Genomic DNA, 25,875 nt, shown 5'->3' with positions numbered 1-25,875 from the left:
ATGAAAAGAGCTAGTCTTAAGATTTTTGTGATTTCTTATTTTTATCTTTCCTTTTGTCTTGCTCAAGAGCCTCAAGAATCAGCATTTTCTTCTAACGCTTTGGATATCGATATTGGATTTAAAAAAAGAGATTTAACCTCTGGAGAGGAAATGCTGCAACATAATTCTCTTGATGATGATAAACCATACGTGATTTTTGATATGTCTCTAAACGATTTTCTTGTGGCTATGGCTCAACGAGCAAAATGCAATTACATCCCCAAAAAATCAGTAGAAGGCAGAGTGAGTGCAGTTTTTTATGCTACCGATCCTATTTTAATGGCTAAAACAGCCTCACAGGCTAATGGGTACAAGCTTCTAACCAAAGAGAAGATCTTTGAAGTTAAAAGAGAAGAAAGTGGAATAAAAAATTCTTTGCCTTCTCTTTATACTCAGAAAAAGAATCGAAGAGTGAATGATCTTAAATCAGTTGAAAACAATGGAGTCTTTAAAGCTAAATTGCATACAACCGCTCATGGCCTTTCACACAGCATTAAATCAAACAGATCAAAAGGGCCTTTGGCAGTGAAATCAAAGCAAGAACTCAAAAAGCTTAAAACACTTAAAATAAAAATGAATCATCCAAAAGAGCAGAGAAGAAAATCGTAACATATGGAAAATATTCTTTTTAATGATTGTTCAAAAGGAGATCCTATCTTTAATTTCTTTATTTTTTTTATGTTTTTGTTGTAAAGCCTTTGAACAGACCTTAGAAAAATCTTTTCACAAGAGTCGATTGGACAGTTACGCTCAACTTATTCTTTTACCCAGTCCAAACCAACCTGGAACTTTACAAGCTCATGTGATTTTTACTCAACAATACGAGGTGCATACCTATGATTATGAGCATTGGGAAAAGAATGTTCCAATTTTTGAAGAGGATCCAAGATTTCCTGCTTTGTGGATGAAATATTGGGTTGACGGAGTCACTGTTCCTATCATTCGAAAACAGATCAGCCAGTGGAATTGGTTCTATGTAAAAACAAAACACAACTGTCAATATTTTTGGGCAGCAGATATCTATTGGCCTAAAAATAAAACAGTGAAAACGCTTTTGCAGGCTGAGTTTCTTGTATTGGCTACCTCTGCTACTAAAGATTCTTTCGAGTATATAAACAATGTTGGAGTTACTGGTAGTGGTTCTCCCCCCTTCAATGAAATTTCATTTACTTTTGATCTTTCAGGGATCGCTCGGTCAATCCCAGCGATTGGTAAAACAAATTCTCCTTTCTATCTGCAATGGATCTATGGGAGCTTTTTCTCTATATATCCAAAAGGATATCAATTAGAAAAAGGAAAAGTGCGGTGGCAATTTGAAAATGTTTGGAAAATCGACGAGAAATTTAAAGTAGAATGGTATGCGTGGTATAGATCGATAAAATAGATTGGATGAGAAAAGAAAATCTAGTACTCTAACCTTGAGCTCTCCTACAGAGCAGAGTTATTAGAACTCGAAGCCAACAATAGCCTTCCCAATTCAAAGACTTTAGTTTATTCTACCATTTCTGTTTTCACACTACAAAAGCCCTAGTTTTTAACTAGGGCTTAACGATTCGACCCGCAACTTCCCCACTCCTATTGCTTGCTTCCATCTAAGCAATACTCTCTCTAAAGAATCGTTTTTAAGGCTTTATATCCTCATCAGGGATAGCATTAACGTCTGCTTCACTCAAAGGAGCTGTTCGACTTTTATATTCTTCTCTAGCAGCTTTGACTTGTTCAACCGTTACTGGAGTTCCTTTGTTTCCCCATGATTGTCTAATGTAGGTTGCCACCGCAGCAATCCGATCGTCGGATAATATGGCTTTCCAGGGTTGCATCACTCCGTTGTATTGAGTGCCATCGACCTTAAAGGGCCCTTGCAAGCCATTTAAAATAATAGCAACAACTCTTTTTGATCCCCCATTAACGAGTTTTGAACCGGCTAAAGGAGGGTAAACCCCAGGCACACCCGTACCTGTCGGTTGATGGCAAGCAGCACAATTCATTTCATAAAACTTCTTTCCATCTTTCATTATATCTTGAGCAAAAAGAGAAGATGAGAAAAAAAGAGAGGAAATTCCTAGAACAATAGCTTTGTAAAATTGTTTTTTCATATAGAGTAATGCCTTTGTTAGTTAACTTGTTTTACTTATCCATATGGGTTAATTGTTAAAGTTCTTTCTTATAGAAGAACTTAAGATAAAAATTTTTGTCAATCATAAAATAAAATTTCTTTTCATTATCTGCTAAGGAGCCAGACGTTCAATTTTCCATTGGCCCGAAGCTTCTTTGGAATAAAGAAAACGGTCATGGAAACGATTTTCTCTGCCTTGCCAAAATTCTACTTTTTCTGGAATTAGTCGATATCCTCCCCAGTTGTCAGGCATAGGAACGGTTAGGGATGCGTATTTGGCTTTATTTTGATCGAAAAGAGTTTCCATATAGGTTCTATCAGATGGAATGGGTTGACTTTGTGGAGAAGTATAGGCAGAAATTTGGCTTAAGAAAGGTCTCGTTCGGAAATAACGAAGGGACAATTCATAGCTAGTTTTTTCACAGGTGCCACTGACACAAATTTGTCTATAAAGAGTTGGCCAATAACAAGCAAAAGAGGCTTTTGGGTTTTCTTCAAGATGTTTGCCTTTGATGCTTGAGTAGTTTGTAAAAAAAAGAAAGCCTTTGTCATCAATAGCTTTGATTAAAACAAAGCGAACTTTAGTTTCCCCTTGATTATTGGAAGTAGCTAACGCTACAGCATTTGGTTCAAAGGGTTCGGTTTCTAGGGCAACCTCGTACCATTTGATGAACTGTCGTAAAGGATTGGCATCTAATTCTTCTATAGAGAGAGCTGTTCCAAAATAATCCCTTTGTTTTTCTTTAAGGTACATGATGCTCATATCTACGATTTTTTCTTGAATATGACAAGTCACAGAAATACAAGAAGTCAATACTCGCAATAGTTTTTGAATTTTCCTATGAGCGAGTAGATTATTCTATCGCATGGATAAAACAACCTTAACCACTCATCAAAAGGCACTACAAATCAATCTTGATTCCCAAAAATATGGAACGTTTGCTGAAATTGGTGGAGGACAAGAAGTTGTCCGCTGGTTTTTCAAAGTTGGAGGAGCTGCTGGAACGGTTGCTAAAAGCATTTCTGCTTATGACATGACAGTCAGCGACGCCATATATGGGCCTACTGAAAGATACGTCTGTCAAGAAAGGCTTTCAAGAATGTTAGACCATGAATATGACCTTTTAATCGACAGACTAGAGGTTAAGCGAGGAAAAAACACACAATTTTTTGTCTTTGCGGATACCGTTACCATTCAGGGATATCAACAACGAATGGATTGTCATGGTTGGATGGGAATTAGATTTCAAGACAATCCAATGGGAAAATGGAATGATGTTATCATCCATGTTCGATTTCTTGAGCAGGAAAGACTTCAACAGCAAGAAACACTCGGGATTTTAGGAGTCAATTTGATCTATGGAGCCTTTTATTACAATCAAGATCTAGTGCTTTTAATAGAATCTTTGATGGACAATATTGCTCCAGGGAAAATTGAAGTCGATTTAATCGATACCGCAGGGCATTTATTTGAAAAAATTGACTTAAGATTGTTGAACTTACAACTCCTAGTTTCTGGGCTCACTCCAGTGATTCTGTTTACCCCTAATGGAAAAGCTGTTCAGCCTTCGGATCTTCTCTACAAAAAAGCTATATTGATTGAAAGGGGAAGGTTTGAACCTGTGACAAATCTCAATATGGAAATGATGGAAGTGGCTAGAGCTAAATTTCTACAGGAACCAGAAATTGCCGATGTCCCTAAACTAGAAATAATGGAGATTACTACTCGCAATCTTTTAACCGAAATGGGAACGATCGATAAAGACAATTTTATCCAAAGAATTGAACTACTATGTGCATTAAAACAACATGTACTAATTTCAAATTACGCTGAATTCTATGAAATTTCGACTTATCTGAACCGTTTTACCAAAAATCTCATTGGTCTGGTTCTGGGAATTCCCCTCCTTCAAGAACTTTTTAACGAAAAATACTATTCCTATGTCGAAGGAGGTATCCTGGAAGCCATGGGCAGACTTTTTAAAAAGAAAATCAAACTTTATGTCTATCCAACTTATGATCCTCAAACCTCCAAGCTTATAACAGCCGAAAATCTAGAGATAAAAGGTTCAATCAAACATATCTATAATTATCTTTTGGAATCGAATCATTTGGTTCCCCTGCACCCGATCAATCCACCCCTTAAATCTTTTTCTCCAAAAGAAGTTACAGAATATATCAAGTCGGGAGATCCTCGGTGGAAAGAATTGGTTCCAATAAGAGCAGTGGAAATTATCCGTGAAAAAAGGTATTTCGGTTATAAAGAATTAGAAGAAGCATCTTCTAACCATTGAGGGCAACAAAAGGGACTTTTTCTAAAATCATCTATTAGGGCTATTGGGATATTATATCTTGTTTCAATAAGTTCTATCGCCATGGGAACAACGCCCAAAGAAGCATATTGGTTCAATATAAGCCCCTTGATAGCAATATCTGCGGCTAGGATGTTTTCGATTGTTAGAAATGTATGGTTAAGATATCCGAGTCGGGTATGCGCAACAATAACAACAGGACAGTGGAGGATTTGAACGAGCTCTCTTAAAAGCCATTTTCGTGAAATAGGTGTCAGCCATCCACCTATCCCTTCAATAACAACATGACTAAAGCCCTCCACCATGTGAGTAATCGCTTTTTGCACGTCCATAAGATGGATGATTTTTCCTTCTAGTTCTGCAGCAATCGCAGGAGCCATAGGCTCTGAAAAATAAAAGGGATTTAAGTTATCTAAACTGATTCTTTTATCGGATGCTTCCCAAAGCCTTATAGCATCCTCTCTTCCACCAGTAGAAATAGGTTTTAAGCCAATGGCATTGTATCCTTTTGCCCTCCAATATTTCACAAGCTCATAGCTAAAGGCTGTTTTTCCTACCCCAGTATCTGTTCCTGTTATAAAAACGGTCATTGTTAAAAATGGGTTTTCTTTTATTTATATTTAAGGATTGTCTAAAGATGTATCTAATAAAAATGAAAAAAAATCTCTTCTTTTTCTTTTTTCATCCTTTCTAGTCCCTTTTTTTTGATCTATATATAAAATTTTCTAAAAATTGGAACTATTTTTCAAAGAACGTAGAATGGTTCTGTTACAAACATACTGTTTCTTAATATCTCTTTGACATAATGAAAAATTGTTTTAAAAATATTGACGTCTGTGAAAACGGATTGAATCGGAGACCATTCAGGGACTGGAGCGATGGAGGTCCTTGCAAAGGTCGGAGCGTAAAAATCTCGTCACCGTTATTGGGGCTTGACGGGAATAGTACATTAAGTATAAATAGAAAGTAGAGAATAATAGAGGTTAAAATGGCTGATAGAAATAATAAATATCCAGGAAACGTTTTTGGAAAATATTACGTCGATACGCAATGTATAGATTGTGATTTATGCAGGGAGACGGCCCCTGCAAATTTCAAAAGAAACGATGATGGTGGCCATTCCTACGTTTATAAGCAGCCTCAGACACCCGAAGAAGAAGAACAATGCAGGGAAGCTAAGGAAGGCTGCCCTGTAGAAGCCATTGGAGATGACGGAGACCTCGATGTCATGGAGATAGAAGTAGGAAGGTCGACTGAATCTTAAAAAGATTCTATTTAAATTGCTATTCTGAAGGTTTTATGGGGGAAATTCGACAGCAGTCGATTTCAAAAGTAGAGATGGAAAAAGGAGTGGGGCAAAGAATAGATACCTTTTTAGCTTCGATTTTAAAAATATCGAGGAACAAGATTAAAAAAAAATATTAAATGGGACGCTTCGTTTCAAAAATGGTACCCCCATTGAACCTTCTTATTTGATTCGAGGCCTAGAAGAAATAGAAATTCTTGATGCGGAAGAGGACGATAATACATTTTCTCCTCGTCCAGAGAATATCCCTATAGATATCCTTTTTGAGGATGAAGAAGTTCTAGTCATTAATAAACAAAGAGGTATAGTCGTCCATCCTGGATGTGGTCACTGGTCAGGGACTATAGTCAACGCTCTACTTTTCCACTATGGTAATTCTTTACCTTGTGTTACTCTTCATCGTCCCGGAATTGTCCATAGATTGGACAAAGATACCACTGGAGTAATGATTATTGCAAAAACAGAAGGAGCTCTAAAAGCACTTCTTTGGCAATTTGCTGCTAGAAAGATAACAAAAACATATATTTGCTTATGCAAGAACAGGTTTCCTTATCAATCCTTTACCTATAAATCGAACATACAAAGGCATTCTACAAATAGAAAAAAAATGTCTGTTCATTTGACAAAAGGAAAGGAATCAGAAACTCAATTTTCTCTTCTGTATGCTTCTTCAGAAGCTTCAATGCTAAAATGTCGGCCTATTTCTGGAAGAACCCATCAGATTAGGGTTCATCTCGCCCATCTTGGGTATCCTATTATCGGTGATCCATTGTATGGGAAAGGCGTTAGAAAATATGCATTTCCAATGTTGCTTCATTCCTATGGATTAAAGTTTTTGCATCCGAAAAAGGAAAAAATTATCGAAATTTTTGCTCCTTTCCCGCAAGATTTTAAAGAGGCATTAGAATTCTTTTATGGAAAAAATCAACCATGGAAAGATCCAAACTTTGATCTATAAATATCTAGAAATCCTTCAAAGCCTTGGCTATACCCATCTCTTTTTCCCAAGGACTCTAAAAAAAGAGACCAAACAATCCGTAGAAATTTCGAAGACAAATAAGCGATCGGATCTTTCCTCTTCTCTCCATACCAGCTATCAGAAGATAATACCAAAGGAAAAGGTGGAACAAGAGCTCAATCTTTTAAAGAAGAGGGTAGAAAATTGTCAAAGCTGCCAGCATCTTGTGGCATTCCGTACTCAGACTGTCTTTGGTTCAGGAAATCCTTCGAGTAAATTGATGTTTGTGGGCGAAGCTCCTGGAGCAGAAGAAGATCAACAGGGAGAACCCTTTGTTGGTCCAGCTGGTCAGCTTTTGACAAAGATGATCAAAGCTATGGGATTAAGTCGCGATCAAGTCTACATAGCGAATGTCTTAAAATGTCGCCCCGACATCCCTAAAGGCCAAAAAGGAAATCGAAAACCAACTCCAGAAGAAATGGCCACCTGTCTACCCTATTTGTTATCTCAAATACGGTTAATTAATCCAAAGGTGATTGTGGCTCTTGGGGCTACGGCTTATGAAGGGCTGACAGGAAAAATAGGAATAAAAATTAGCGAAGTTAGAGGAAAATTTATCGATTTTAATGGAGCGTTCTTAATAGCTACATATCATCCCTCCTATTTGCTCCACAACCCTTCTCTTGCAAATAAAAGAAAAGTTTGGGAAGATATGCTGGCAGTGATGAGCAAACTCCAGATGCCTATTTCTGAAAAACAGAAGAAATATTTTCTTTCTTAAAACCTTTTGAATTACTTCTTTATTAGTTTCTTTTTAGATTTTATATTTTCCAAAATACTTCATGTAGTTCAGTTAAATCAACTCCAGCAATGAAACTTTCTCCTCCCAAAAAAAACTTTCCCACACAAAAAGAGCCTGAACCCCCTTTTCCTTATCTAAGATTTCTTGTTCAGATTGGAATTGCTCTATTTCTCGTGTGGTTATGGCAAGAGAGCCTTCATAAGGCTACAGTTTCGACCATTCCTTACAGTGAATTCCTTAACAAACTAAATCAAAAAGAAATAATTGAATGTAAAATTACTCCAGATGAAATCTATGGAAAAATGCTGATTTCAAAACCGGAAGAAAAAGGGAGACCACCAAAAATCGGGCTTTTTTCAACGGTAAGAGTTGATGATCCAGATTTAGTAAAACGCTTGCAAGCTGCGGGAGTTGTCTATGGGAGCGTCAAACCTAGTTTACTGTCACAAATTCTTTTTTCGTGGGTCGTACCGATCCTTATTTTTTTTCTGGTTTGGTTTGCTCTTGCCAGGTTTGTTGGAGGAGGTGGAGCCGGTTATTCCCTGCTGAATATTGGGAAAAGCCGAGCAAGACTCTTAGTAGATGAAAGTACAGGGGTAACATTTGCCGATGTGGCAGGATGTGATGAAGCGAAGTATGAGCTGCAAGAAGTGGTAGATTTTTTAAAAAACCCCTCTCGATATAAGGCCCTAGGAGCAAAAATTCCCAAGGGAGTGTTGCTGGTAGGACCGCCAGGAACGGGTAAAACATTGTTAGCTAAAGCGGTTGCCGGAGAGGCTAAAGTGCCTTTTTTTTCTATTAGTGGTAGTGAATTTGTAGAAATGTTTGTGGGAGTGGGTGCGGCGCGTGTTCGAGATCTTTTCGGGCAAGCCAAAGCCAAAGCCCCTTGTATAATTTTTATTGACGAATTGGATGCCATTGGAAGACAAAGAGGCATAAGAATTCAAGTTGGATCGGATGAACATGAACAGACTTTAAATCAACTCCTTGTTGAAATGGATGGTTTCGATCCAAACGAGGGAATAATCGTTCTTGCTGCAACCAACAGACCAGAAATTCTTGATCGTGCCCTTTTGCGTCCAGGCCGTTTTGATAGACAGGTTGTCGTTGATCTACCAGATGCCAATGGGAGAGAAGCAATCCTAAAAGTTCACGCTAGAGGAAAACCTTTATCTTCAGACATCAATTTCAAAGAAATCGCTCAGGCTACCATGGGTTTTTCAGGAGCCGATCTGGCCAATCTCCTTAACGAGGCAGCTCTTCTAGCTGCAAGAAGAAAATCAACGTGTATTGAACAAAAGGACCTCTTTGAAGCTATGGAAAAAGTAATTGCAGGCCCGGAAAGAAAAAGTCGCGTACTTTCTGAAAAAGAGAGGGAAAGAGTTGCTTATCATGAAGTGGGTCATGCGCTTGTTGCCTTTTATTTAGAGCACGCTGAACCAGTAAGAAAGATTAGCATTGTCCCTAGAGGCAGAGCTGCTCTTGGTTATACTTTACAACTTCCTGCTTCTCAGCAATATCTGTTGAGTAAATCTGAACTGCTTGATCGCATTTGCGTAGCAATGGGCGGAAGAGCCGCTGAAGAATTGATATACAAAGATGTTACAACTGGAGCCGAAAATGATCTAGAAGTAGCGACAACGATTGCTCGACAAATGGTGTGTTTATATGGAATGGGAGAAAAATCAGGGCTTGCTCATTATGTGCCCCCACAGCCGCTCTTTGGAGGACTTGATAGTTCCTATCTGAAGGAATGTAGTAATGAAACAGCCCGCATTATCGAATTAGAAATAGAAAAGATTCTTGAAGAAAATTATGAAAAGGCGAAGTCTATTTTACAGCAACACCTTAAAGAATTACAAGAAGTCACAACTATTCTGTTGAAAAAAGAAACTCTCAGTGGTGAAGAGTTTAAAAGTATTTTAGATAAGGTGAAAAATCAAGAAGGAGTCTCCTACTCTTCCTCTTCCTCTGCAAACAGCTCTTAGTTACTAATAAATCCTATAGTACTTGATTCTTTTTTTTCATTTGACCAATTTGAGGAGAAATGTCACTCTATGCCTATGGCCTTGAACTTTCCTTTCCGCAAGCCAAGCTCAAACGATCCAATAGAGACCAAAGAGAAACAACCCATTCCGCATTCTCCGAGTTCAGTTCCTCACTCTTCTACCCCTTTTCCTATAAAAAGTCCACATACTCCTCATTCAGAATCCGTTGGCACAAGTTCTTTCATCCATTTTCATGTTCCTTTTATTCCAAAGTCTTCTTTGCATAGTCCTTTACCCTTTCCTCCCGGTTATTTCTTTTCTCAACAAATGGCACAACCACCCAGTCCTTTCCAAGGAGTTTCTAGCGAACCTAGCGAGTTGAACAAAAATCCAGAGCTTGGTAAGCCTTCTTTCAAAGTAGGCAATTTCCCTCTTAATCCTCTTTCTCAACAACCCTTTCAAAAACCCAATGCCCCTTTTTCGTTTCTCAAACCCGAGGAAAAAGAGAAAAAGAAAGAAGAGCCTTTTTCCTTTTCTTTCAAACAAGATAGTAATGTTGGTAGCCCTCCTTCATTGAAGTCTAGGCATTTGTCTCCTATAGAAACTTCTCAACCAGGAAAAAGAGAATTTTCCACGACGCAGGAAAATCCTTCCTCATTTGCTTCTTTTCCTACTGAATCTATTAAGACCCATGAAATGCAATCTGCTGGTAATGGGGAGACTCATTTAAGAAAGGATAAAAAGCAGGAACAACAGACTTCACTAAAAAAGCCAGAAGAGGAGAGAAGAAAAGAATCTCGAAAAGAGGAAAAGGAGAAAAAAAGCGCCAATATAGGCATGCCAAATAGGATTGTTTTAGGATTATCAGCTCTTGTGAGTCTTTTGACAGCCACCTATTTTGTATTAGCATATTATGATATATTTTAAAAGGAGTAAACACAATGGCCTCACAATTAATAAAGAGTATAACCTCAAAAGAATTTGAAAATGAAGTTATAAAGTCTCCTCAAGTTGTCGTTGTTGATTTTTGGGCTGAATGGTGTGGTCCTTGTCATATGCTAAGTCCTGTTCTTGATGAGTTAGCCAAAGAGCTTGATGGTAAAATTAAATTCGTCAAAGTAAATGTGGATCAAGAACCTAATTTAGCTTATCAATATTCAATTCAATCCATACCGACTCTTCTAATCTTTAAAGGAGGGCAGATCAAAGGGAAACAAATTGGGGTCACTTCGAAAAACCAGATCCTTAATAAAATAAAGGATGCCGAAATGTCTTGAGGATTTATTGAAAAAATTTCCTCTTGCTTTTTGTGATAAACTTTTTTTCAATTATATTTGACATCGCGGGGTGGAGCAGCCCGGTAGCTCGTCAGGCTCATAACCTGAAGGTCGCTGGTTCAAATCCAGCCCCCGCAATTTTTTTTCTAATTATTGCTTTTTTAACTTAGCTTTCTTTGGCCTTCTTTTTTTAAATCTCCTTTTTGTATCATTTCTAAGGCGTATTTTCTCTCTGCTACGATTACCAGCTTTTCTTTTTCAATTTATCAGTAACTATTGTTATTTTTGCCATCTCCAAAATCATTGGATTCTTGACGCTCTCATTGAGGCTACGCTAACAGTCTAAGCCGATAAAAAAACAAACAAGCTTAGAGCAATCTCCTAGAAATTACCCAAAGCGTAACCTATTCCCACCACAATATTGTTTGAAAAATATTGAATGGAACTAATTTCCCTATTCCCAACATAGTCTCTAGAGGATCCGAGCCATCCAAAAAAAGACTCAATCCGCAGTGACCATTTATCAGTCCAATGATAACGCATCCCCACATCCATAAGGGCGGTCGGAACAATTTGTATCCCTGCACCCTGTGGAGCCAAGATACCAATTCCACTCCCTAATCCAATAATAGGTTCCCACTGCCCAAGCCGATACCCAACAGTTCCAAAAGGAAGACTAGACCTGTGTTTGTTGAAACAGTATAAGATTGTGATCCAGAATGAACAGAAATCAATGAACCATTGTAAGCAGATGTCAATTCAAGGGTAAAACTAAAATGACCAAGTTTTTCAGGATTGTACCAATAATAACCAAAAGTAGGAGAAAGAATGGTGCTAAAATCATTATTCAAAAAAACTTTGGAATTTCCTCCTTCAATATGCCCTCCTGAGGATCGGATCCATTGCGGTCCAACAAAACCTGCAACAAAAAATCCGCTTAAATTCTTTTCGTTCTCTTTTCTTTCTTTTTTATCAGGATTTTCTTTTAATAATACTCCTTCATCTTCACCAATAGTTAGTCCAATGCATCGAAGAAATGGCGAGAATGAAAATAAGGAAGCAAGAAAAAATAAAATATAAACAACAGCTTCTTTTTTCTTGGTTCTCACAAGAATGGGATAGTGGTAAGCCAATCCATTGGAGCACCATTTTAAGCAAAATTGGAAAAGAGAAAATCCAAGAGGTAAATCAAGGATGTTTTTCATGGGCTTTTGGATTTAGCAAGTTTTATACCATTTTTTGACCTTATGATGTTTTTAGAGAAAACAAGCCCTTCTTCTAAGTAACCAATACGATAGAAAAGAATGTCTGTTGTACAGAAAGAAGTCGGTCGATTGAACCAATGACCAAAAATCAGTCGATTATTCCAATGTTTCGATCCTATGTTCTTTCATCTTAAGGTAGAGTAAACTGCGATGAATTTTTAACCGACGTGCCGCCTCAGCACGATTGCCCTGACTTTCCTCAAGAGCTTTTTCTATAAGAAGCTTTTCAAGCTTTGCAATGGCCGAAAAGAAATCTAATTGTAAAAGATCTTCTTTCTCTCTCACATCGAATGCCTCTTTTTCAATAGGAATGCCAAGATCCTCTACCTCTATAGACTGTCCTCTAGCAATAATTCCTGCCCGGCGAATCACATTTTCAAGCTGACGAACATTTCCAGGCCAGGAATATTCGAGAACGGCTTTTTCTGCAGCTGCGCTTAATTTTTTGAAGGAACCAGGAAAGTGTTTTTCAAGAAAATGATTAGCAAGCAAAAGAACATCCGGTCCTCTTTCTCGAAGAGCCGGAAGTTCAATCTGTAAAACCTGAATACGATACAGCAAATCCTCCCGAAATTTTCCTTTAGAGACAAGATCCAATAAATTTTTGTTGGTTGCAGCTACGATGCGGACATCAACAGGATAGGTCGTTTCAGAACCGATTGGAGTTATGGTTTTTTCTGACAAGACTCTCAACAGCTTTGCTTGCATAGCTAGGGGCATTTCCGCAATCTCATCTAAGAAAAGGGTGCCACCAGAGGCTTCTAAAAATTTTCCTTTACGATCTCGTAGTGCACCCGTGAAGGAGCCTTTGAGATGGCCAAAAAATTCGCTTTCAAAAAGCGTTTCTGGAATTGCAGCACAATTGACTGCTATAAACGGTCCCACTCCCCTCGAACTGTGTCGATGAATAGCTTTTGCAACTAATTCTTTTCCAGTACCTGTCTCTCCAACGACTAGGACAGGACAATCGGAAGCAGCAGCAAATCCAATGGTTTTTTGAACGCGCCGCATTGGTAGACTCTCTCCTATAAGCTCCTCAGGCTCATCAGGCTGTTTTATTGAAAAAGAGGAAAAGGAAGATCTTTTTAAGGCCCTTTCAATAACTTCTTTAATCTCTTGTCTTTTAATTGGTTTACTCAAATGGTCAAAGGCTCCCCTTTTCATCGCCTCAATCGTATTGAAACTGCTTGAATAGGCTGTCAATATAACAACTGGGGGATGTTGACTAGAACTACATAGCTTTTCAAGCAGTATGAGACCGTCATGCTCTTTTAATTTTAAATCCAGAAAAATGAGACTAACTTCTTTTGCCAATTCCATGACTTTATTGGGGTCTGCCGTTTCTAATACGGAATAACCTAAAGAGTGGACAGTTTTAGAAAAAACGTACCGAAAGGCGTTGTCGTCGTCTACAATTAGAATATCAGCCATAAGCCCTAAGTACTATTTGGTAAATAGATTTCGAAACGAGCTCCTCCTTCCCTTCCCTTTTTATATTCTATCCGTCCATTATGAGCTTCGACAATCTCTTTTACAATCGAAAGTCCAAGACCAAAACCACTGCTTTTCTTCGTAAAAAAGGGCTCAAAAATCGACTCCCGGAGATCTTCCTCAATACCCTTTCCTGAATCTTCAACAGACAGACAGAGTGAATTGTCTTTTTTTTCTAGCGTTACTTCAATCCATCCTCCTTTTGGAGTATGCTCTAGGCTATTTTGAAGAAGATTTTCAAAGGCTCTTGCCATACTTTTGGGATCAAAAACCCAATTCCCTTCACAAGGAAAAACTCTCAACTCTACTCCGCATTTGTTTGCAAGTAACCCATATTTTTGGATTTGAGATTGAATCCAAACGGATAGATCGATTAGCTGGGGCAGGATTTCCCCAGCATGAGACAGCAGGACAATGCTTTCAAGCAGCTTGCCCATGCGAGCCACTTGATCCAATATACGATTTAAGCCTTCTTTGTTCATCGTGTCTGTCTCTAAAGCGTTTTCAGCTTCAAGCTGTATGGTAGCTAGAGGGTTACGAAGTTCGTGAGCTAACGTGGCTGCCATTCTTCCTAGAGCGACTATTCGCTCGTTTTTTAACAGCTTATGCATTAATTCTTCTTTTCTATTTTTTTCCTCAATGAGATTTTTCTTCGCATTGATTAAGGTAACTACAAGTTTGTCCAATTCATCAAATCCAGTAGAACCCAAAGAAGGGATTTGGTCAGGAGGAGTGGTAGCAATGATTTGTTCGATTCGTGCAATTTCTTTTGACCAAGCATGGAGGATGCGTAATCCAAATATCCCAAATAAAAGAGAAAAAATTAATAAGAAAGATAAAAAAACGGCTAATTTTTCGTAGTCTGATACCAGGCGGATTGGCACTCGAGTCATTGTCCATACAACGGTTTTGCCCTTTTTTGATTCTAAAGGTGTAACGTAAAGGAGCATAGTTTCTCTTTTGCCGTCGAACTGTTTCAATAGAGATTTCCTTTTTTTAGTGATTCCAATGCCAAAGTTACGATTCGATTCTTTTCTGCCGCAGGGACATCTAGCTTTAAAGAACCTTCATATGTTGGATAGCTGTAGGCAATAAAACCCTGTTCGTTATCCCATAATCCACCTTCCACACCATTAAATGCCGAAAGCGAGTTGGCAATAACCAGATTAAAGGAATTTCCTTCTGTCCAATCTTTCAAGTCGAAAAGAGACTTGACATTTTCTTCTATTTTCATCGCTCCGTTACGGACCATGTTTTTGCCAATCGATATTCTGGCTGAAACTCCCCAAAACAAAGCAATAAGACCACAAATGCCAAAGGTAATACCTAGAAGAATTAAAAGAATCCAAAGGAGGAGAAGGCCTATCCAAAGAGGATAACGGCGGAATATTAGCATAAGGGAAAAATCAATATAACTATTGGTTCAGAAAGGAGCAAATAAAGATCTCCCTCCATTCATCACCGAATGATATATGAAAATGGGTTTCCTAAGCATGAGGATACTCCAAGGAGAAAAAGTTTATATTTGTTTCGATATATATTTTGTCTTTTTTTACTAATCCAATGGAAAACATTGTTGTTAAAAAGAAGATCGACTATTGTTGAGATTCATGAACGACTATCATACGATTGAGCAAATATATTCTCAACCTCTTGAGGATTTAATCCAGCAGGCATTACAAGCCAAAAAAGTATTTGGGAAAAATGATCTGCAGTTTTGCCAACTTCTTAATATTAAGAGTGGGGGTTGCAGTGAAGATTGTAAATATTGTGCTCAGAGTGCTCATTATCGCACCTCAATTGAAAAAAGTAGCTTGCTTGATGAAGAGACAATTTTTGAAGCTGGAAAGAAAGCGAAGGAAAATGGAGCGACTCGATTTTGTCTGGGTGCAGCTTGGAAAGGCTTATCTCATGAAGAATTAAAAACAAAGCAAATCTGCAAAATTATTTCTAAAATAAGTTCTTTGGGCTTAGAATTATGTCTTTCCCTGGGATTTTTGACAGAAAAAGCTGCTTTAATGCTGAAGGAATCAGGACTCTCCGTATATAACCACAATTTGAATACTGGTCCTAATTACTATCCCAAAATAGCTACCACACACAGTTTCCAAGATAGACTCCAAACTATAGAAATAGTTCAAAAGGTAGGGCTAAAACTCTGTTCTGGAGGTATCATAGGAATGGGAGAAAGTTTAAAGGATCGGCTGGAGATGCTCTATTATCTGAGGACTTTACCAGAACCTCCAGAAAGCGTTCCTATCAATGTCTATATGCCAATAAAGGGGACGCCTCTATATGCTCAAAGCAATTTTTCCTATATCGATCTGGTTAGAATAATTGCTACGGCAAGGATTCTTTTTCCTACCTCTCGGATTAGACTGGCAGCCGGTAGGAAATTGCTTGATGAGTCCATACAGACTTTATGTTATATAGCCGGAGTCAATTCTATTTTTATTGGAGAGAAACTGCTTACGCAAAACAATGTTCAATTGGAAACCGATCTGGCTTGGCTAAAAAGACTGAACTTACAAAAGGAAGGTTACACAAAACTATACTCCTGATTTTCTATTTTTCTTTTTCCCTCTCTTTTTGTATTTTATTCTGTATTTAAAAGAAACACTATGAAAAAACCTATGCTCATCCTGAAGTTTTAGTCGAAACTAGCTGGCTACAGGATCATCTTAACGATCCGACAATAAGAATAATTGAAAGTAATGAAGATCCTCTCCTGTATGATACAGGGCACATCCCCAACGCAGTCAATATTGATTGGAGAGCGGATCTCAACGATCCATTAATTAGAGATTATATCTCTCCCGAAAAATTTGCCAAACTCTGCAGTGATAAAGGAATAAGCCCCCAAACCATCTGTATTTTCTATGGTGATAAGTCCAATTGGTGGGCGTGTTACTCCCTTTGGGTATTCCGACTATTTGGTCATACCGCTGTAAAGATTCTCAATGGAGGCAGAGACAAATGGATAAAAGAAGGAAGACCGCTCACAAAAGAAAAGCCGACATTTCCTAAAACAGAATATCCTGTTCCCTTAACTCGACATGATTCGGAAATCAGAGCCTTTTATGAGGAAGTCTTGCGCTTTTGCAAAGAAAAGAAAGGACCTCTTATTGATGTCCGTTCTCCAGGCGAATACACGGGAGAGCTTCTCCATATGCCGGAATACCCACAGGAAGGGGCATTAAGAGGTGGACATATTCCGGGAGCTAAAAACGTACCATGGAAAACCGCAGTCAACGAAGACGGTACTTTCAAATCGGCAGAAGAGCTATCGAAGATTTACGAACAAGACTGTGGGATTTCAGATGACAAGGAAACAATTGTCTATTGTAGGATAGGCGAACGATCAAGCCACACATGGTTTGTTTTAACCTATCTTCTCGGCCATAAAAACGTAAAAAATTACGATGGCTCTTGGACAGAATGGGGTAATCGTGTGGGAGCTCCCATTGAAAGATAAAATCTTACAACTAAATTAACTCAAAAATGGAAGAGTTACCAAAAGCTTTAAAAGACATTATTTCTACTTTCGAAGTTTTAGGAGAAGAAGAAAGACGAGAAATGCTAATTGCTTACAGCGAAGCTGCTCCTCAATTTTCTCCAAAAGAAGGTGAGTCCTATGTTCTTACTGATGTCCGAAAAGATGAAGAATGCACCGATATGGTCGGTGTCTATCTTCTTTCCGATGAAGAAGGCAAGGTCTATTTTCGGATGCATTTAGGCCCTCATGTTCAAACTCTGACAAAAGCCATGACTTCCATTCTTTGTCAGGGCTTAAGTGGTTCCCTACCCCAACAAATCGTCAATATACCAAGTACCTTTATAAGCAAAATTGTTGGCGGAGAGCTCTTTAGGGTGAGGAGTCAGACTGTTTATTATGTATTGGGGAGAATGAAAAGTGCTTGTAAGCAATTATTAAGTAAGAGAACGATTGAAAATGGTCAAGTACTCTAACCTAAAACAAGGGATTGGATAGGCTGAGATAAAGATCAGTCCAAAAAAAAAATTCTCAAGATGAAACAAAAGATCCTTTCTGGGACAGAGGCCGGATTTCCAGTATTACGGATCGATAGTAAGAACTATAACGATTGTTGGTTTGATACTCTTTCTTCATTTTTAAAAGCCCATCAACAAACCAATTCTTTTTCTAAAGAAACCTTAACACTGTATTTTTCTAGAAAAGCTCCAACTCTACTTTATGACCGATTTCTCGAGGCATCTGGCAAAGATGGAAACGGTGACCAACTTTCCAATCTTCCAAATAATCCCGTATTGCGAGCGAAGTGGTATAGAGAAAGTCTTTTTGAAAGTCTTTTCAAAAGATTAGAAAGGAAAAGGCTGCATCATCCAGCAGCCCTGCAAGCTATATGGAAAGAAGCCGTTGGAACTCACCTGGCTACCTACAGCGTGCTTATCTCGATTAATGAAGAGAAACAAACCGCCTTTTTTCGTTGTGTTTCTAGTGTGATATCCTATGAAATTACCAAGAATCCAAAGATCATAGAAAAAATAGCTTCGCTTACAGGCAAGCCGATCAAGTTTTTAAAGCTGATTTATTAAGAGCAGTTTCTGGTTTTTTTCCCCAATGAATCGTAACAATGCCAAAAGTCATTGGCACAAAGCCGCAGCAGTCGAATCCAGCGTTCTGAAAAAGACCTACAAGCTCTTTGGGTTGGGGAAAGTCTAAAATCGATTGTGCCAAGTAAATATAAGCATCTTTTGGAGCGCCTACAAAAGAGGCAAGCAGTGGCATGAGCTTCTGCAGATAGAACAAATAAAAAGGTCTAAGAATAGTCTTAGGCATAGAAAACTCCAACACGTAGAGGGTACCACCAGGCCGTAATACTCTTAAAATTTCTCTTAATGCAAGCATTCGATCTTGGAAGTTTCTGAGTCCAAAGGCAACAGTAACAACATCAAAACTCGATTCGACAAAAGGCAGACTAGAGGCATCAGCTATCAGAAGATTGTCAAGCCCTTTCTCTTTAGCAAGAGCGATCATTTCTTGAGAAATATCCACCCCATAATATCGAAGGATAGTGGGAGAATTTTTAAGGATAGCCAAGAGAAGATCTCCGCTTCCTGTTGCCAAATCCAGTAAAGAGGAAGGCTTTAGGTCTGCTACTTTTCTGGCTAATCTTTTTCTCCACAATACATCGATCCCAAGACTCAAAAAGTGGTTTAGAAAGTCGTATCTACTGGCCACCTTGTCAAATAGTTTGCCTATGGAGTTTTGTTGGGTCATTGTCTATCCGCTTTTTAAAATAGTAGCGACAGGATAGATGATAGAGTTGAGTAGAAAAAAGTAAACAGAACAAAATAAATATGTTATGGTAGTATAAATATGCAATACCGAATTGATTTCCATTGTCACTCTAGATTTTCTGCAGATGGAGTATCAGAACCGGAAGCATTGGTCCGCGTTGCAAAGGAAAAGGGATTGAACGGATTTGCTCTCACCGATCATAACACGTCTGCTGGAATTGATTATTTGGAACAAATCGGATTAATCAGAAAAGACGGGTTACCTGTGGATAATTTTCTGATTCTTCCCGGACAAGAAATTACCACCAAAGAAGGCCATCTTCTAGCTCTTGGGATAAAGCTACCAGACTTAAAAGGAATTCCTGCAATTGATGCCGTCTCTCTTATTCATTCCATGGGAGGACTCGCCATCGCTCCTCATCCCTTTGATTATTTTCGTGCCGGAATTCGAAAACGGTTTCTGGACAAACTTCCCTTAGATGGGATAGAAGTTTTTAATGCGGCTGTCACTTTTAAAAGATGCAATCAAAAAGCTATGGCTTATGCAAAAGAAAGAAGACTTCCAATGATTTCCGCCAGTGATGCTCATGATGCAGAGGTTATAGGTACGGCACTAACTATTGTAGAAACGGACGATTTTTCTGTCCAAGGCATTCTTCGGGCTATTCGGCATGGTACCCTTTTAGAAAAACGATATATTTCTACGAAGGAAGCTTTAAAAAAAACATGGAATAATGTTTTTCGGTTTAGAAGTAGACATCTCATGACCAAATCGATTGGTAATGATATGTAAAAAGAATAGACAATTTTTCATTCTAGAAAGTTCTTCTCCTTATGAGTACAGCATTCATTTCAGTGTATGATAAAACTGGAATTGTCGAATTAGCTAGAGTTTTAAGCCAAGCTAGAATAGACATTATTTCTACAGGTGGAACAGCTCGACTTTTAAAAAATGCTCACATTCCTGTTCAAGAAGTTTCGGATGTCACTGGCTTTCCTGAACTTCTAGGAGGAAGGGTCAAAACATTACATGCAAAAATTCATGCCGGCATTCTTTACAAAAGGGACGAAGCCCAACATTTAAAGGAAATTGCTGAACTAGGAATTCCTCAAATTCAATATGTCATTGTCAATTTTTATCCCTTTACTACCGCAATAAAAAAAGACCTATCGACGGAAGAAATATTGGATTTTATCGATATTGGAGGATGTACTCTGGCAAGAAGTGCAGCAAAAAATTATCCGCATGTTACCGTTGTTGTGGATCCCACTGATTATTCTGAAGTAATGCATCAAGTGCAGACTATGGGCTCGACCTCGTTGGTCTTGCGTAAAAAACTCGCTTTTAAAGCCTTTAACTTAACCAGTTATTATGATAGCCAGATAGCTCGTTTTTTTCAAGAAAAGTTTCATATCCGCCAGTTTCCACCGGAGTCGAGCATTCCCCTCTACGATTATTCTCCATTAAGATATGGAGAAAATCCTCATCAGCACGCTGCCCTTTATGGAGATTTTTGGAATTATTTTCAACAACTCCAAGGAAAGGATCTTTCTTACAACAATATTCTTGATATTGATGCAGCAGTAAGAACCTTACTCGAATTCCCTGCGGAGAAAGCCGTTGCCGCGATTTTTAAGCATACTTCTCCCTGCGGGATAGGAATGGGAAATACCGTTACAGATGCCTATCTTAAAGCCTTTGAAACGGACCGAGAATCACCCTTTGGTGGAGTGATTGCCATCAACAAACCACTTGATTCTTCTTTGGCACGGCTCCTTTCAGAAATTTTTGTTGAAGTCGTTATTGCTCCAGAATTCGAAGATGAAGGATTAAAGCTTTTACAAAAGAAAAAAAATTTGAGGCTAATTCAAGTTTGCTTCGAAAAATTACCCTTCCCTCGTTTTGTCATCCGTTCCCTTTTTGGCAATTCTTATCTTCTTCAGGAACCTGACACCATCCTTCTAGATCAAGATAAAATAGAAGTCGTTAGTTTAAGGAAACCGACTCAAAAAGAAATCGACAAGTGTATGTTCGGTCTTAAAGTGGTCAAACATGCTCGCTCCAACGCCGTTGTTTTTTCAGATTCCGATAGAACATTAGCAATAGGATCAGGCCAGGCTTCAAGAGTCGATGCGGTAAGAATAGCAATTGAAAAAGCCAAGCGCGAAGGCATATCCTTGCAAGGTAGCGCAATTGCTTCGGATGCCTTTTTCCCCTTTCCTGATGGAGTGGAACTAGCGGCAGCCGCTGGAGCATCCGTAGTGATTCAACCAGGGGGAAGCGTGAGAGACAAAGAAGTCATCGAAACCGCTAATAATCATAATATGGCTATGTTGTTTACCCATATCCGCCATTTCTTGCACTAATCTTCTATCATATGCATTCTAAGTTTCCAAACTAATCGATATTATCAATAAATATAACAAAGATCATATAATTAGTATTGCTATTTAAGCATAATTTATCGAGTATTACACTCCCCTATAAACGTTAGCAATTTGGTTTTCAGATAAATTAAAGAAATTTCTTATGATATCTCTGTATTTGATTTTTTCCGTATCATTCAAAGATAAGCAAAAGTCCCTTGCAGCAAAAACATTAGCTGGAATTGAAGGAGTATCTCGAAAAAGCTCAGCAGATACTTTAGTAGTGTAGTTATTAAACGCAGTGATGCACACCTTCCAATAGTTTCCAACTTCGTCCACTAAATAATAATATCGTGTATTGAAAGAAACAACATCTTGGGGGAGTCGTATGCATTTATATTTACTGATAAATTTTTGTTCAAAATCACTGAGAAAAGAATTATATCTAGAATCAATGATTGATAATAGGAAATATTCTTTATTATTACTACAATTAGACAAAACATAACAATTGTTGCTTTTAGTATTTTTTGTAGTTAGTATTTTTTCAAGCTCTTCAAGAAAATAAGGTGTCCCATATGCTACATAAGATGAACTCCATAAGAGGAATATCAATAGATGTAAATATTTTATCATAGTATACCTCCAACTTTAAATCTCGAATAAAACAAACAATTTCTAATTGAAATAGAAATGAATATGACGAAGAACAAGTCTGAAGTTTAAAAATACTTTAAACTTATTTTTAATTATGTCAAATATCATTAATTTTATAATAAGATAGAAAGAAGGAAGAAAAAGTAAGAAGATAAATTGAAAAGCCACCTTTAATAGTTGCCTATCTTATAAAATTGTGTTGGAGTTGCTTCTTTTTCTAGATAGAGGAATGTACTCCGCATTGAATAAAGATTAGGAAGACACGAAGAATAGAAATACTTTTAAAAAGAATTATAATTAATTGTTGAAGACATGAATTTTAAATAGCACACCAAACCTAAAAAATAATTTCTAACAACTGGTACGTGATATCACAAATAGAAGTTTCTGAATTAAAGCTGTTGTACAGCTCCATTAAAATAAGAAAGGGAAATAATAGAACGTATACTTCCCTCAACTTCAGAACGCATTGAAGTAATATAACTCCATGCAGGAAAACAGCTAATTAAATTTAAAACTCTCTTCTTCTCTTTAGAATTCTGCTAATTTCTCTTTGAGATTCTTGTTCTTTTATTTTCTCTCTTTTATCCACTTGGCTCTTACCTGAAGCGATCCCTAGAAGAACCTTGATCTTACCCCTACGGTAATAGAGTTTTAATGGCACAATGGTTCTGCCTTGTCTAGAAATAGCACCCGCAAGCTCTCCTATTTCTTTTTTATGAAGCAGTAATTTTCTGGGTGATTTCGGATCTCTAAGCGCATAAGTGGGCGCTTTTTCATATGGGGAAATATTCATCTGATACAGAAAAGCTTCCCCGTTTTCTATCCTAGCAAAAGCTCCTTCCAAGCTTCCTTTCCCCTCTTTTAATGATTTCACTTCGGATCCTAAAAGAACTATTCCTGCTTCCAAGGTCTTTATGATGTTATAATCTCGCCTTGCTTTCCTGTTAATAACAAGGTCTCTGTCCATATTCCGGAGAAGCTTATGATAAACTACTTGGCGTGCTTTCTTCTTGTGGATATTCTCCTGGAGCCTTTTCCTCTGTTGCTTCTTCGATGGGTGCCCAACTCAGCCTTCCTTCGGCAATTTCCTTTAGAGCAATTTGCATGAGGTTCCAATGAGGTGAAGTTTCAATGAGAGGCTTTGCTCCTTTGGCGAGCAATCTGACTCTTCTTGAAACCATGTTGACTAGAACTTCAGGAATTTCTACTTTTGCTAAAGCTGCAGATAACAGTTGATTGATATTTTCTGGAGAAGTGTTCATCGTAATTTTCAAAAGTTACTCCGAAAAGAACAAAATTCTACCACAATATTCACAGAAAACAAGTGCATCGGATGCCTTAACTTTCAAATAGGCTTGTTTTGTCATTCGCATATGACAGCCCCCACAAGTTTCATCAACGACCGGCATAATTGCGGTCCCAGGTTTTGAAGCAGCAATTCTTTGATAGATTTGTAAAACATTAGGCTCTAGATGGCTTATATAAGCTTTTCTTTCTTCTAGTAATTGACTAAGACTCTTTTCCAAATTTTCCTTTTGTGTAGAAAGGGCTTCAGTTTTCTTTTTTACTTCTAAAGCGAAATGATGAAATTGTATATCTGCTTCTTTATACGTTTTTGAAACCCGTTCCTTTTTCTCCAAAAACTCTAACACTTTGTCTTCTAAATCCGAAATTTTTTGGGTGGCATTATCAATCTGATGAGACAATGCTTGATATTCTTCGTTTTTTCTCGTTGAAAGCTGTTGGGTTTTATACTGGTTAATTTTTGATTTTAATCCAGCAATTTCGGCTTCCATCTCTTTTATAGATAAATCAATCTGCAAAAGCTCCTTTTTATTTTGAGCAACCTTCTCTTCTTCGATTTTAAGCTGCTTTTGGAATTTTTCAGTTTCTACTGGAATTTTGGCTAGTAATTTGCGTATTTCAATAATCTTTTTATCCATCTCCTGCAATTTTAAAAGAAAAGGGATAGATGGATGCATAAGAATAAAAGTATAGCAACAGAGATAAAGTAGTGCCAATAAATATGTAAGGAAAATTCATTTAAGGAAAATTCATTAAAAGGCTCTTAACAAGGAGGCTTTTTTCTTGAGAGAACTTAAAAGATCATTCCATGAATTGACAAATGATTCAGCCCCTTCTTTTTGTAGCAGCTGGCCTAACTCATCAACCCTAATTCCTTGCTGATGATACTGAGCGATAATTTCATCAGCATTCCCGCCATCTCTAGGCAAAACTTCTCCAATCTGCCCATGGTCAGCAAAAGCCAAAAGGGTTTCTTCTGGCATGGTATTAATTGTGTCAGGGGCTACCAAATTTTTAACATAAAGAATATCTGAAGCTTGAGGATCTTTGGTCCCTGTGCTAGCCCATAAAAGTAATTGAGCATTGGCTTTTTTCTGAGCAAGCTGCTTCCACCTATCCGATTCCAAAACATCCCTATAAGCTTTATATGTCTTTTTGGCAATGGCTATTCCCAACTGATTTCTTAATGAATCCCCCACCCTATTCATAGTCGCCTTGTCCCATCTACTTACAAATAGGGAGGCCACAGAAAAAACATTTTCCAATGGAAGTCTCTCAGCAATTCTTCTTTCAAGTCCTCTCATGTATGCCTCAGCAGCCTCTAAGTAATGTTGAGGTGTGAAAAGAAGGGTCACATTGATTGGAATACCCTGGAAAATGGACTTTTCAATTGCGGGCAAACTTTCTTTTGTACCAGGAATTTTTATAAAAAGATTTGGTCTTTGAAATACCTGATGCAGTCTTTGAGCTTCTAAAAATGTATTTTGAGCATCATAGGCCAATAAAGGAGAAACTTCTAAGGAAACCCATCCATCTTTGCCAAAAGTGCGTTCATAGATTGGAGAAAAAAGATCGGCTGCTCTTCTAAGATCTTCTATTGCCAATTGGAAAAACAACTCTTCTCCTTCTAATCCTTTATGGGAATACTCGAGGATACTGTGATCATAAAAATGCGATCTAGCAATAGCGTGGTCAAAGATCGTTGGATTGGAAGTCAATCCAGTAATAGAATACTCATCGATGTATTTTTTTAACACTCCTTTGTCTAGCATTTCTCTAGAGATATTATCTAGCCACAGGCTTTGTCTTAAATCGTGAAGTTTTTGAGTTGGTTTCATAGTCTCAAGCTTATAAGCTCCTTTTAAAAAGGAGAAACAAAAGGGATGAAAAATAGTTCCTTTCTATTTTTTTATTTCTGCCGTTTTGCAAAAGCTAAATAATTATTCTTTCATTAGAGAGATTAGTCCATGAGATTAGTACTGTCTACGAGCGTGGCTGCGGTTTTTAAGCAAAACGGCAATAGAGCTAAGGCCATATTTGTTCTAAGGTCAGGACACGTACAATTCGCTTGAAAAGAAAGCGAGGAAGTCAGATCGTCAACAGTAGGTATCCAATAAAACGGCTTTAGGTCGGCTCAATGGCCAACATAAGTTACAGAAAAATCGGCAATAAAGTAATAATTCCTACTTTCTTTGCGCGGTACAGGACTTGAACCTGTGACCCCCACCGTGTCAAGGTGATGCTCTGCCACTGAGCTAACCGCGCAATTTTCTTATGTGTAAGGTTGTAGAGCTCCCTACTTCAATAATGCAGTGCAAAATCCCATCTATACATTAAGTTCAGGATATTCCTATCCTAACATCATCTGGGAAACGGCTCCACAAGATATACTGAGTTTTATACGGAAATTGATCGCTGTCAAGCTGATTGCTCTCCCATAAAACATTTGCAATTTTTCGGGATCCGAAAATTCTTTTGGTTTTTGCTTTTGTCTAGAATTTTTAGCCTCAGTCACTCTCTACTTTATGGGGATAATGATAAAAAAATAGCATCATAGCAAAATTATAAGATTGGGAAGAGCAAGCAACACACAGCAAAGTGAGTAAAAGTATCATTTCAAATACATTGTGTATATCTTTAAGTTTTATATAAACTTTCTTTACTGAATGAACTAACTCGGTCTTAAATGATCTTTTCTATCTTGCGATT

Annotated in this window: 28 protein-coding genes, 2 tRNA genes and 1 pseudogene; 16 read left to right on the top strand and 15 right to left on the bottom strand. The window is 37.9% G+C overall.

Annotated elements, in window-relative coordinates:
* Both kam1_RS05395 and kam1_RS05390 read left to right on the top strand, forming a co-directional pair.
* Window positions 1-648, top strand: coding sequence for a hypothetical protein (locus kam1_RS05395; RefSeq protein ID WP_039722040.1), 648 nt, complete (start codon window positions 1-3; stop codon window positions 646-648).
* Window positions 649-670: 22 nt separating this feature from the next.
* Window positions 671-1,423, top strand: coding sequence for a hypothetical protein (locus kam1_RS05390; RefSeq protein ID WP_039722039.1), 753 nt, complete (start codon window positions 671-673; stop codon window positions 1,421-1,423).
* Between the two features lie 238 nt (window positions 1,424-1,661).
* Here kam1_RS05390 and kam1_RS05385 read toward each other — a convergent pair whose 3' ends face one another.
* Window positions 1,662-2,135 carry a c-type cytochrome gene (locus kam1_RS05385; RefSeq protein WP_039722038.1) on the bottom strand — a complete coding sequence of 158 codons (474 nt, stop codon included), beginning with the start codon at window positions 2,133-2,135 and terminating at the stop codon, window positions 1,662-1,664.
* A gap of 132 nt (window positions 2,136-2,267) precedes the next feature.
* Window positions 2,268-2,918, bottom strand: coding sequence for a pyridoxamine 5'-phosphate oxidase (gene pdxH, locus kam1_RS05380; protein ID WP_052250544.1), 651 nt, complete (start codon window positions 2,916-2,918; stop codon window positions 2,268-2,270).
* Window positions 2,919-3,021: 103 nt separating this feature from the next.
* Between pdxH and kam1_RS05375 the strand changes: the two genes are divergently transcribed.
* Entirely contained in the window at window positions 3,022-4,449 is a 1,428-nt protein-coding gene (locus kam1_RS05375; RefSeq protein WP_039722036.1) for a hypothetical protein, read from the top strand.
* On the opposite strand, the gene bioD is transcribed toward kam1_RS05375, so the two are convergent.
* Window positions 4,413-5,057 (bottom strand): dethiobiotin synthase, encoded by a 645-nt coding sequence (gene bioD, locus kam1_RS05370; protein ID WP_052250543.1) that lies wholly within the window; start codon window positions 5,055-5,057, stop codon window positions 4,413-4,415. The two genes, kam1_RS05375 and bioD, sit on opposite strands and share 37 nt — an antisense overlap.
* A 398-nt stretch (window positions 5,058-5,455) precedes the next feature.
* Here bioD and kam1_RS05365 point away from each other — a divergent pair, with 398 nt between their 5' ends.
* The 7 genes from kam1_RS05365 (at window position 5,456) to kam1_RS05335 (ending at window position 10,936) form a co-directional block, all read left to right on the top strand.
* Entirely contained in the window at window positions 5,456-5,731 is a 276-nt protein-coding gene (locus kam1_RS05365) for a ferredoxin (RefSeq protein ID WP_039722035.1), read from the top strand.
* Window positions 5,732-5,939: 208 nt separating this feature from the next.
* Window positions 5,940-6,731, top strand: coding sequence for an RluA family pseudouridine synthase (locus tag kam1_RS05360; RefSeq protein ID WP_039722034.1), 792 nt, complete (start codon window positions 5,940-5,942; stop codon window positions 6,729-6,731).
* Window positions 6,688-7,512, top strand: coding sequence for a uracil-DNA glycosylase (locus kam1_RS05355; protein WP_039722033.1), 825 nt, complete (start codon window positions 6,688-6,690; stop codon window positions 7,510-7,512). Before kam1_RS05360 ends, kam1_RS05355 begins: the two co-directional genes overlap by 44 nt.
* 89 nt (window positions 7,513-7,601) lie before the next feature.
* Entirely contained in the window at window positions 7,602-9,521 is a 1,920-nt protein-coding gene (gene ftsH, locus kam1_RS05350; protein ID WP_143958297.1) for an ATP-dependent zinc metalloprotease FtsH, read from the top strand.
* A gap of 69 nt (window positions 9,522-9,590) precedes the next feature.
* Window positions 9,591-10,448, top strand: coding sequence for a hypothetical protein (locus kam1_RS05345; protein ID WP_039722032.1), 858 nt, complete (start codon window positions 9,591-9,593; stop codon window positions 10,446-10,448).
* A gap of 14 nt (window positions 10,449-10,462) precedes the next feature.
* Entirely contained in the window at window positions 10,463-10,798 is a 336-nt protein-coding gene (gene trxA, locus kam1_RS05340; protein WP_039722031.1) for a thioredoxin, read from the top strand.
* Between the two features lie 64 nt (window positions 10,799-10,862).
* A tRNA-Met gene (locus kam1_RS05335) sits at window positions 10,863-10,936 on the top strand.
* A 243-nt stretch (window positions 10,937-11,179) separates the two neighbouring features.
* Here kam1_RS05335 and kam1_RS10590 read toward each other — a convergent pair.
* The 5 genes from kam1_RS10590 to kam1_RS10585 all read right to left on the bottom strand — a co-directional run bounded on the left by kam1_RS10590 (window position 11,180) and on the right by kam1_RS10585 (window position 14,950).
* Window positions 11,180-11,398, bottom strand: a complete 219-nt coding sequence (locus tag kam1_RS10590; protein ID WP_244945971.1) for a hypothetical protein — start codon at window positions 11,396-11,398, stop codon at window positions 11,180-11,182.
* A 17-nt stretch (window positions 11,399-11,415) separates the two neighbouring features.
* Window positions 11,416-12,003 (bottom strand): hypothetical protein, encoded by a 588-nt coding sequence (locus kam1_RS05330; protein WP_244945970.1) that lies wholly within the window; start codon window positions 12,001-12,003, stop codon window positions 11,416-11,418.
* A 156-nt stretch (window positions 12,004-12,159) separates the two neighbouring features.
* Entirely contained in the window at window positions 12,160-13,494 is a 1,335-nt protein-coding gene (locus kam1_RS05325) for a sigma-54-dependent transcriptional regulator (RefSeq protein ID WP_039722029.1), read from the bottom strand.
* Window positions 13,495-13,499: 5 nt separating this feature from the next.
* A complete protein-coding gene (locus tag kam1_RS05320; RefSeq protein WP_244945969.1) occupies window positions 13,500-14,534 on the bottom strand; it encodes a sensor histidine kinase in 1,035 nt (344 codons plus the stop codon).
* On the bottom strand, window positions 14,531-14,950 hold the full coding sequence (locus kam1_RS10585; RefSeq protein WP_244945968.1) for a hypothetical protein: 420 nt from the start codon (window positions 14,948-14,950) through the stop codon (window positions 14,531-14,533). Before kam1_RS10585 ends, kam1_RS05320 begins: the two co-directional genes overlap by 4 nt.
* Before the next feature lie 214 nt (window positions 14,951-15,164).
* Between kam1_RS10585 and bioB the strand changes: the two genes are divergently transcribed.
* The 4 genes and pseudogenes from bioB (at window position 15,165) to kam1_RS05300 (ending at window position 18,129) form a co-directional block, all read left to right on the top strand.
* Window positions 15,165-16,115: a biotin synthase BioB gene (gene bioB / locus kam1_RS05315; RefSeq protein WP_039722027.1), complete on the top strand. Its 951-nt coding sequence runs from the start codon at window positions 15,165-15,167 to the stop codon at window positions 16,113-16,115.
* 71 nt (window positions 16,116-16,186) lie between these two features.
* Window positions 16,187-17,029: pseudogene (locus tag kam1_RS11245) on the top strand (sulfurtransferase); the annotation flags it as partial.
* A 26-nt stretch (window positions 17,030-17,055) separates the two neighbouring features.
* Window positions 17,056-17,523, top strand: a complete 468-nt coding sequence (locus kam1_RS05305; protein ID WP_039722025.1) for a SufE family protein — start codon at window positions 17,056-17,058, stop codon at window positions 17,521-17,523.
* A 60-nt stretch (window positions 17,524-17,583) separates the two neighbouring features.
* A complete protein-coding gene (locus kam1_RS05300) occupies window positions 17,584-18,129 on the top strand; it encodes a DUF721 domain-containing protein (RefSeq protein WP_039722024.1) in 546 nt (181 codons plus the stop codon).
* Here kam1_RS05300 and ubiE read toward each other — a convergent pair.
* Window positions 18,104-18,814 (bottom strand): bifunctional demethylmenaquinone methyltransferase/2-methoxy-6-polyprenyl-1,4-benzoquinol methylase UbiE, encoded by a 711-nt coding sequence (ubiE, locus tag kam1_RS05295; RefSeq protein WP_039722023.1) that lies wholly within the window; start codon window positions 18,812-18,814, stop codon window positions 18,104-18,106. The genes kam1_RS05300 and ubiE overlap by 26 nt on opposite strands.
* Before the next feature lie 99 nt (window positions 18,815-18,913).
* On the opposite strand from ubiE, the gene kam1_RS05290 reads away from it, so the two are divergent.
* A complete protein-coding gene (locus kam1_RS05290) occupies window positions 18,914-19,627 on the top strand; it encodes a CehA/McbA family metallohydrolase (protein ID WP_039722022.1) in 714 nt (237 codons plus the stop codon).
* Between the two features lie 41 nt (window positions 19,628-19,668).
* The gene (gene purH, locus kam1_RS05285; protein ID WP_039722021.1) at window positions 19,669-21,201 is read left to right on the top strand and encodes a bifunctional phosphoribosylaminoimidazolecarboxamide formyltransferase/IMP cyclohydrolase; all 1,533 of its coding nucleotides are present in this window, start codon (window positions 19,669-19,671) and stop codon (window positions 21,199-21,201) included.
* Between the two features lie 105 nt (window positions 21,202-21,306).
* On the opposite strand, the gene kam1_RS05280 is transcribed toward purH, so the two are convergent.
* From kam1_RS05280 to kam1_RS05255, 6 genes are all read right to left on the bottom strand, one after another.
* Entirely contained in the window at window positions 21,307-21,837 is a 531-nt protein-coding gene (locus kam1_RS05280; protein WP_143958294.1) for a hypothetical protein, read from the bottom strand.
* Between the two features lie 532 nt (window positions 21,838-22,369).
* Entirely contained in the window at window positions 22,370-22,828 is a 459-nt protein-coding gene (gene smpB, locus kam1_RS05275) for an SsrA-binding protein SmpB (protein ID WP_039722020.1), read from the bottom strand.
* A 13-nt stretch (window positions 22,829-22,841) separates the two neighbouring features.
* Complete coding sequence (locus tag kam1_RS05270; protein ID WP_039722019.1) at window positions 22,842-23,123, bottom strand: DNA-directed RNA polymerase subunit omega; 282 nt, start codon at window positions 23,121-23,123, stop codon at window positions 22,842-22,844.
* A 15-nt stretch (window positions 23,124-23,138) separates the two neighbouring features.
* Window positions 23,139-23,804 (bottom strand): zinc ribbon domain-containing protein, encoded by a 666-nt coding sequence (locus kam1_RS05265; protein ID WP_235277602.1) that lies wholly within the window; start codon window positions 23,802-23,804, stop codon window positions 23,139-23,141.
* 114 nt (window positions 23,805-23,918) lie between these two features.
* Window positions 23,919-25,004 carry a transaldolase gene (gene tal, locus kam1_RS05260; protein WP_039722108.1) on the bottom strand — a complete coding sequence of 362 codons (1,086 nt, stop codon included), beginning with the start codon at window positions 25,002-25,004 and terminating at the stop codon, window positions 23,919-23,921.
* A 355-nt stretch (window positions 25,005-25,359) separates the two neighbouring features.
* A tRNA-Val gene (locus kam1_RS05255) sits at window positions 25,360-25,431 on the bottom strand.
* Between the last annotated feature and the right edge of the window lie 444 nt (window positions 25,432-25,875).

It is taken from the genome of Methylacidiphilum kamchatkense Kam1 (genome assembly GCF_007475525.1).
Lineage (GTDB): Bacteria > Verrucomicrobiota > Verrucomicrobiia > Methylacidiphilales > Methylacidiphilaceae > Methylacidiphilum > Methylacidiphilum kamchatkense.
The sequence above is the reverse complement of the archived record's forward strand: the minus strand, read 5'-3'. Positions and strand labels throughout refer to the sequence as shown.